General features: G+C 46.1%; 9 protein-coding genes. 4 read left to right on the top strand and 5 right to left on the bottom strand.

The window, feature by feature from the left end:
- Positions 1-896 (bottom strand): response regulator (locus J0895_RS24225; protein ID WP_207090548.1); only part of this gene is annotated, 896 nt, incomplete at its 3' end.
- Between the two features lie 507 nt (positions 897-1,403).
- Between J0895_RS24225 and J0895_RS24230 the strand changes: the two genes are divergently transcribed.
- The 4 genes from J0895_RS24230 to chlP all read left to right on the top strand — a co-directional run bounded on the left by J0895_RS24230 (position 1,404) and on the right by chlP (position 4,151).
- Positions 1,404-1,628, top strand: a complete 225-nt coding sequence (locus tag J0895_RS24230; protein ID WP_207090549.1) for a hypothetical protein — start codon at positions 1,404-1,406, stop codon at positions 1,626-1,628.
- Between the two features lie 147 nt (positions 1,629-1,775).
- On the top strand, positions 1,776-2,333 hold the full coding sequence (locus J0895_RS26175) for a hypothetical protein (RefSeq protein WP_242541565.1): 558 nt from the start codon (positions 1,776-1,778) through the stop codon (positions 2,331-2,333).
- Between the two features lie 253 nt (positions 2,334-2,586).
- Positions 2,587-2,754 (top strand): hypothetical protein, encoded by a 168-nt coding sequence (locus J0895_RS24240; protein ID WP_207090550.1) that lies wholly within the window; start codon positions 2,587-2,589, stop codon positions 2,752-2,754.
- Between the two features lie 176 nt (positions 2,755-2,930).
- On the top strand, positions 2,931-4,151 hold the full coding sequence (gene chlP / locus J0895_RS24245; protein ID WP_207090551.1) for a geranylgeranyl reductase: 1,221 nt from the start codon (positions 2,931-2,933) through the stop codon (positions 4,149-4,151).
- Positions 4,152-4,423: 272 nt separating this feature from the next.
- Here chlP and J0895_RS24250 read toward each other — a convergent pair whose 3' ends face one another.
- The 4 genes from J0895_RS24250 to J0895_RS24260 form a co-directional block, all read right to left on the bottom strand.
- Positions 4,424-5,158 (bottom strand): response regulator transcription factor, encoded by a 735-nt coding sequence (locus tag J0895_RS24250; protein WP_207090552.1) that lies wholly within the window; start codon positions 5,156-5,158, stop codon positions 4,424-4,426.
- Positions 5,159-5,335: 177 nt separating this feature from the next.
- Complete coding sequence (locus J0895_RS26180) at positions 5,336-5,575, bottom strand: zinc ribbon domain-containing protein (protein ID WP_340643579.1); 240 nt, start codon at positions 5,573-5,575, stop codon at positions 5,336-5,338.
- Positions 5,490-6,494 (bottom strand): RNA-guided endonuclease InsQ/TnpB family protein, encoded by a 1,005-nt coding sequence (locus J0895_RS24255; protein WP_242541567.1) that lies wholly within the window; start codon positions 6,492-6,494, stop codon positions 5,490-5,492. The genes J0895_RS26180 and J0895_RS24255 overlap by 86 nt, the downstream gene beginning before the upstream one ends.
- A gap of 499 nt (positions 6,495-6,993) precedes the next feature.
- Positions 6,994-7,207 (bottom strand): zinc ribbon domain-containing protein (locus J0895_RS24260; protein ID WP_242541568.1); only part of this gene is annotated, 214 nt, incomplete at its 5' end.

Genomic DNA, 7,207 nt, shown 5'->3' on the forward strand with positions numbered 1-7,207 from the left:
AAGGCTTCTTCTGCTTGCTTGCGATCGCTAATATCTCTTGTTACCACAATCACCGTATCTTCCCGCACCGGCGACACCGCCGCAGAAAACCACATCTCTTGCCCGCGATCGCTGAGACAGTAATCGAAATGCACAGTCTCTCTTGTCTCTAAAACTTGACTAATAACATTCAACCAGATTTCTGCAGTATCTGGGGAAAACAACTGTTCAATCGTTTGCCCCACAATGTCGGAATCGGGCTGATATAAACGCATCCAATTACTGGGTAAAATATCCAGATTGCTAATATTTCCCTCTTGAATACTAATTAAGGCGATAATATCAGTCATTGCCTCAAAAACTGCCCGCATTTTCTCCTCAGCAGACCTCAGTTTTTCCTCTAATAATTTTCGTTCATTAATTTCTGCTTGGAATTGGAGATTTTGATGAGCTAGAAGTTGAGTCTTTTCTTGAAGTTGCTTTTGGAGCGCCCGTTGAGAGAGATGGGTTTCTAGCCGCGCCAGAATTTCTTCCATTTGGAAGGGTTTGCTGATGTAGTCAATCCCCCCGGATTTAAAGGCTTTTGCTTTATCGAATCCTTCCGTGAGCGCACTTAAAAAGATAATCGGAATATCCTTGGTCCGAGGATTTTCTTTCAATTTTTGGCACACTTCATATCCATCCATCTCGGGCATCATGATGTCCAGCAAAATGAGGTCTGGCTGTTTGCTTTCTACAAATTGCAAGGCTAAAAAACCATTAGTTACAGCTCTAACATTATAATTATTTCTTCTTAATAAGTTGACCAATAATTTTAAATTATTCGGCACATCATCTACAATTAATATATCGGCTTTAGATTCTGAATTATCTTGAAAATTCATCCGGTTAATTTCTGATGCACCTTGTTCGCCCATAGTATCTACTACAATAAGATGTTGTCTCAATCATTCAATCTGCTTTTCAGACTTCTAAAATCTTAAAAAGATTACCCTGATGTTGTGGTGTCAAACCCCTTGAACTATTACCCTTAAACTCTCGAACATAGCCGGTTTAACTCTACCCGCCCCAAGGTCCCCCCTGGGAGCAAACCCGAAGCGACTCTCCCCGGATAAAACGCTCATGGCGAATCTACTCCAGCGGGACTTACGCATTGCCTTGATCCCAGGGGCAGTCCATGAAAGGCTCCTGTCATATCGAGTTGACATCCCTCTTCTGAAGATCATAAGTTCTGTCCCGGTTTAAGCGCGGATATCTGCATATCACTGTACTATAGAGCGCTTTAATAATTCGTACAATTTTCACTCCTTGATATTGCTTCTCTCAACCCCTCGAATTATCACAGATTACCTATTCGCTATCTGCGATTTTAAGATAACCACAGTTGTGTCCATAAGTTTCGCTGACTTATTCACCTCTCCAACTTGTCAAGCAATGGATCATCTCCAGATATTATCATCTGGATTTATTGGGCAACTTCAACTAAAATAACCGAAGTTTTAAGCCCTAGGTTTGGAGGATTATGCTTAGGGGTAATCAGCGATCGCGGTAATCAGATTGAACGGGACAACGCCCAGCAGAAAGATGAATGCGATCGCCTAGGGATCGATAAGATTATGCAACCTGGGGGGAACCGGGACGAGATATAGCTTGTTCTAAATAATTTATGACATCTTCAGATCCCCTCTCCCCCTTTGGGCCGCCGACGAGAAAGGGGTGAGGGCATTCCACAACGGCACGCAAGGATTGCTATAGCTTTGAAGTTGCCAATCCCCAGTCTCAACCGGACCCGTGGGATGAATTCCTCCAGTCAACTGTCCGACGAGAAAAGCAGCGATCGCCCTCTAAATTTACTACTCCATCTATATCTTAAGGCTGATGTATGTAGGCACAATCCCTTGATAACCTTAACTCAGATAAGGGAAGCGGAGAGGGTGCAAGACCTGCAACACCCGAATTCCCATCCAATGGAAATTTTAGACCAGGAGAACCATAATATGCCGTCTATCAGCTTAAAATTACCAACTTTGCGTCCGCTACGCTTTTTGCTGGCTGTCTGCGTGTCTGCCTTACTCTTTTTCAGCAGTGCCTTCCCTGCTTATGCAGCGACTAGCAGCCCGACGAAAGGTGAAGATCAGATGCTAAAGATTGAGAAGAAATCCCTAGAGGCGATCGGAAATGATCCTTATACCATGAAAGATGAGGTCGATGAAACGAATCCAGGTTTGAATGGCGTTCAAGGGACTGCGGATAAAGATCAAATGATTTCCCCAGAAGATGCCAAAGCCAGCGGTGCAACTTCGTTTAGTGAGCAGGTTAAGAACGCCGTTGGAAACATCACGGGTAAAGATTAATCTCTCAGCCGAATTGGGGTATAAAATATTCCGAAAAATACCAAGTTAGGACAAGGTAAATTAGGGTGAATTAGTCCCTCAAGGGAAAGGCTTTGGAGTCTTTCCCTTGAGGGACTAACGCATTCTTCCTAAAGTTTAAAGTCTGTTTTAGACGGGAATGCTCTGTTCCCAAGTAGCCCCCCCGGAACAGACGCGAAGGTTTGGGCTTTTTTGGAGGTTGAGCCGTGGCACAAATTTGGGACCGCAGAATTTGATGCGCTTGTTTGCAGGCGGCTTTCTCGGTGTTGAGATAAGGCGATCGCCCCGGATAAGCCCCTTTGAGCGATCGCGATCGCCCTCAACCGTCGTGAATCCAGTAACAGCCGCCCATCCAGTCCGGATGAGTTCATGTTGCCCTGGGGAAGATCGCCCTTTATTTTAAGTCGAAATTTATTCTTTTACCCGAGCTAAATTCAACCATCCGCCAAACCGGGCCAATTATGTCGAAATATTAAGCTATATTTCATTTTCTTCACATATAGGGGTGTAACCTCACCATAAGGGCGTCGTCCATGATACGATTGCTTCCCGTAACCGTGACAGATAGGGAGAACTTCTTTGGCACTACGGGTTGCTGTTGTTGGATCGGGACCGGCTGGTTCCTCTGCTGCTGAAACGCTTGTAAAAGCAGGGATTGAGACCTACCTGTTTGAGCGCAAGCTGGATAATGCGAAGCCTTGTGGCGGGGCCATACCCCTCTGTATGGTGAGCGAATTTGATCTACCGGATCGCATCATCGATCGCCGGGTGAGAAAAATGAAAATGATCTCCCCGTCTAATATCGAAGTCGATATCAATTTAGAAAAAGAAGATGAATATATTGGGATGTGCCGCCGGGAAATCCTCGATGGATTCCTGCGCGATCGCGCTGAAAAATTAGGCGCAAACCTGATTAACGGCACCGTTCACAAACTGGATATTCCCACAAACAATACAGATCCATATCTTTTACACTATGCCGACCATTCGGACGGCAGCGTAGCCGGGGTTCAAAAAACCCTAAAAGTGGATCTGGTCATTGGGGCTGACGGTGCGAACTCTCGCGTCGCCAAAGCCATTGATGCCGGGGATTATAACTATGCGATCGCCTTCCAAGAGCGGATTCGCCTCCCCGAAGACAAAATGGCCTATTACAATGACCTGGCAGAAATGTATGTGGGAACCGACGTTTCCCCCGACTTCTATGCCTGGGTCTTCCCCAAATATGACCATGTGGCCGTGGGAACCGGCACGATGAAAGTCAACCAAGCTTTAATCAAAAAGCTACAGGCTGGCATTCGGACCCGGGCCGCCAAACGGCTAGAAGGGGGCGAAATCATCAAAGTGGAAGCGCACCCGATTCCCGAACATCCGCGTCCGCGTCGAGTCGTCGGTCGCGTCGCCCTCGTGGGAGATGCCGCCGGGACCGTCACCAAATCATCTGGGGAAGGGATTTATTTTGCGGCCAAATCCGCTCGGATGTGTGCCGAAACCATCGTCGAGTTTTCTGAAGGGGGGACCCGCGTTCCCACGGAAGAAGAACTCAAAATTTACCTGAAGCGTTGGGATAAGAAATACGGCATCACTTATGCGGTGCTGGATATCCTGCAACGGGTATTTTATCGCACCGATGCCACTCGGGAAGCCTTCGTGGAAATGTGTGCTGACATGGATGTTCAGCGCATGACCTTCGATAGCTATCTGTATAAAACCGTAGTTCCCGCCAATCCTTTCGTGCAGATGAAGATTACCGCGAAAACGATTGGTAGTTTGCTCCGGGGTAACGCCTTGGCACCCTAGAACTGCCCAGAACAGGATCCAGCTAGAGCCGGTAAATCGGGAAAGTTGGATTCTGTTTGGAATCTTCCTGAAGCTGATCTAAGTGATCAGTCTTTCGGGAAATTGTTAGAAAGAGCGCTCTCCCGCGACATTAAGTAGTTGGGGGGAGCGTTTTTCTATTGAATCGTGAAACGACCTTGCTCACAGAGCAGTATCACCCAAATGGGTAGAACTTCAGGGAGTTCACAAAGCCGAAACTCCCCATCCTGTTCTTCCTGACTTGAGAGATGTGACTATACTGCTTGTGGGTTTTCATTGGCTGGTGCCGTGCTAGGCAACTCTAAGCAATAACCCGCGCCATAGACCGTTTTAATGTAGCGAGGATGTCGAGGATCGGGTTCGAGTTTTGTCCTCAGATGTCTAACATGAACTCGGATCGTTTCGATATCATCATCGGGGTCATATCCCCAGACTTCCTTGAGAATTTCACTGGGAGAGACCGTTTGGCCGTGACGTTGCAACAAGCAGTGCAACAGTTCAAACTCCAGGTGAGTCAGCTTGACCGTGCGATCGAACCACATGGCCTCAAAGCGTTCTGGGACGAGGGTCAGGGGTCCATAGTTGAGAATCTCCGCGTGTTTGGCCGCTTGGGGAATGCGATCGGTGCGTCGCAACAAGGCTCTGACCCGTGCCAGCATTTCTTCAACTTCAAAGGGTTTAGTCAGGTAATCATCAGCGCCTGCATTGAAACCTTCGACCTTATCATGGGTTTGACCTAAAGCTGTCAGCATCAGGACGGGTATATCGGCAGTACGCTCATCACGACGAAGCCGTTGACATACTGTGAATCCATCCACCCGAGGCAGCATCAGATCGAGTATGATTAAATCGGGGATCAGTTGCAGCGCAAGCGCTTGACCTTTGATGCCATCTTCGGCTTGACTGACTTCATAGCCAGCCATCTCCAGATTGACGGCGACTAATTCTGAGATTGCAGGGTCATCGTCAATGACGAGTATCCGGGGCATGGTTCAAAATTTTGAAAGACTGGGTTGATTACGGTTCATGAAGAACCATGTAGAGAATCGTAAAGATTCCTCTACAAATTATAAGCAAGGATTGTGACAACTCCCAGCACTAAATCGAAACGATTATAGTGTGGGCTTCCAAGACAATCCAGCTACTGCGAAGGCAGGCTCTTGGCTTTAAAAACGGGTTGACCCACCTCTGAAGTTTTTGATAATGATAGCTGCATTATGGTCACGGCCCAGACTACATCCACAATGAGGGCAGTCGTGCCAACGGATATGCAGCTTTTTTGGTACTTTCTCACCACAGTTGGAGCAATCTTGGGAAGTGTTATGGGCACTTACCGGAATTACCAACTTTCCCAGCATTTTCGGCTTTGTTTGCAAGTATTGACAGAAAGCTTGACCACCCAGCATCCAACACAGACTTAGCCAATCTTGTACGAGCAAGTCCTTTTACGTTTAAGTCCTCATGAGCAACCACGTCATATTTTGACAACAACCAGTTAGCCGTTTTAAAGTGAAAATCTTTACGTTTATCTGCCACTTTTTTATGTTGGCAACCTAACTGCTTGATAGCCTTGAGTCTACGGTTACTACCTTTTTGGCGACGTGATACCCGTTTTTGAATAACCCGCAACCGCTTCTGAGCTTTCCTGTAGTGCTGAGGAATTGCCACCGTTTCACCCTCGGAAGTTGTTAAAAACTCTTTTAATCCGACATCAATGCCGGTGATTTTGTCGGGATTAAAATCAGGTTTAATAGTTGGAACTGTTGCATCTTCGAGTGAAAGCGTTAGGTAGAATCCATCAGCTTTTTTGGTAACCGAAGCAGTTTTGATTTTAAACCCATCAGGTATTGGACGATGCAAAACAACCTTAACTTTGCCAAACATTGGTAAGTTAATTAGATTGCCTTGCCAACATCCTTCCTTCATTTGAGGGTAGGTAAATGTGCGGTAACGACTGCGTTGCTTAAACCTGGGTTTGCCGCTACGTTTGCCATTGCTATCACCTTTGAGAAACCTGTCAAAAGTCACTTTTACCCGCTTGACAACATCTTGGAGGACTTGCGAATAAATCTCTTTGTACCAAGGATGAGTTTTTTTGAGTTGAGGCAAGGTTTTCTTTTGACTAAAATAATCGGGATTATTTCGCAGTTCGGGCAAATGACAGATTAGAGGACAAGAGTTGATAGGAGAACGATTTTGCTCGTACCAGTTGAATCTATCAGCCAACAAATAATTGTACTGACTATAAAGCATTGACAGCCATCTATCTAACTCTGTAATCTGTGTTTTTGTTGGGCGTAGTTTGTACTGGTAGGATGTTCTCATGATGCTATCATAGCACGTAGCTAAATACTGCTGACAATGAACCCAATTAATTTCAGAGTGACTGATGAAGAGTTAGCCCACTTGAAGAACTAGCAAAATCAAGAAAAGGCAACAAAGCGAGGTCATTCGTGAGTTGCCGCCGAAAACTGTCAATCGAGCGGGGTATTGAACCTCATGGATTGACCGCCTATCCATCCCGACACCAACCTGAGTACAGGTATGGTGCTCGGCTGAGGGCGTCAAGCTAAAATCTTTCCAAAGAATTATTCCCGGATTTGAACGGCTTAGATCCGGGGGCGGATCAGGGATCGGACTCCTGGGAATAATGGGTGACTGAATGGATAATTTTTAAGGAAATCACCCCATTATCCGGCATTTTCCCCGAGGAGTAAAGGTGGTTATACCGCTCTCCAAAACTTACTCAAACTTAATTGTATGATGTTTAGTTCCTAGCTTGGATCTTCCAAGACCTTTCCATCACTAGGCTTACACGGCTGAACTATCCGCGTTTTCCTTTCTTTATTGAGGCATTTAAGTCACGATCTATTGAAATGTGACAGTTGGGACAGTCATACTGCCTTTTGTCCAGGGGCATTTTTTGTCGGTGTCCGCAGTTGGAACAAATCTGTGAACTGGGATACCACGGGTCAATCAGCGTTAATTTGCTCCCATACCACTGGCATTTATACTCAATCGGGCGACGAAACTCATAA

Source organism: Phormidium pseudopriestleyi FRX01 (assembly GCF_017313335.1).
GTDB lineage: Bacteria > Cyanobacteriota > Cyanobacteriia > Cyanobacteriales > Laspinemataceae > Laspinema > Laspinema pseudopriestleyi.

Bases quoted from the DNA above. Each gene is read 5' to 3' on its own strand.
- J0895_RS24240 (WP_207090550.1), top strand. From the start codon at position 2,587: ATGCGCTTGTTTGCAGGCGGCTTTCTCGGTGTTGAGATAAGGCGATCG.
- J0895_RS24255 (WP_242541567.1), bottom strand. From the start codon at position 6,494: ATGAGAACATCCTACCAGTACAAACTACGCCCAACAAAAACACAGATT.
- J0895_RS24250 (WP_207090552.1), bottom strand. From the start codon at position 5,158: ATGCCCCGGATACTCGTCATTGACGATGACCCTGCAATCTCAGAATTA.
- J0895_RS26180 (WP_340643579.1), bottom strand. From the start codon at position 5,575: ATGCTGGGTGGTCAAGCTTTCTGTCAATACTTGCAAACAAAGCCGAAA.
- J0895_RS26175 (WP_242541565.1), top strand. From the start codon at position 1,776: ATGAATTCCTCCAGTCAACTGTCCGACGAGAAAAGCAGCGATCGCCCT.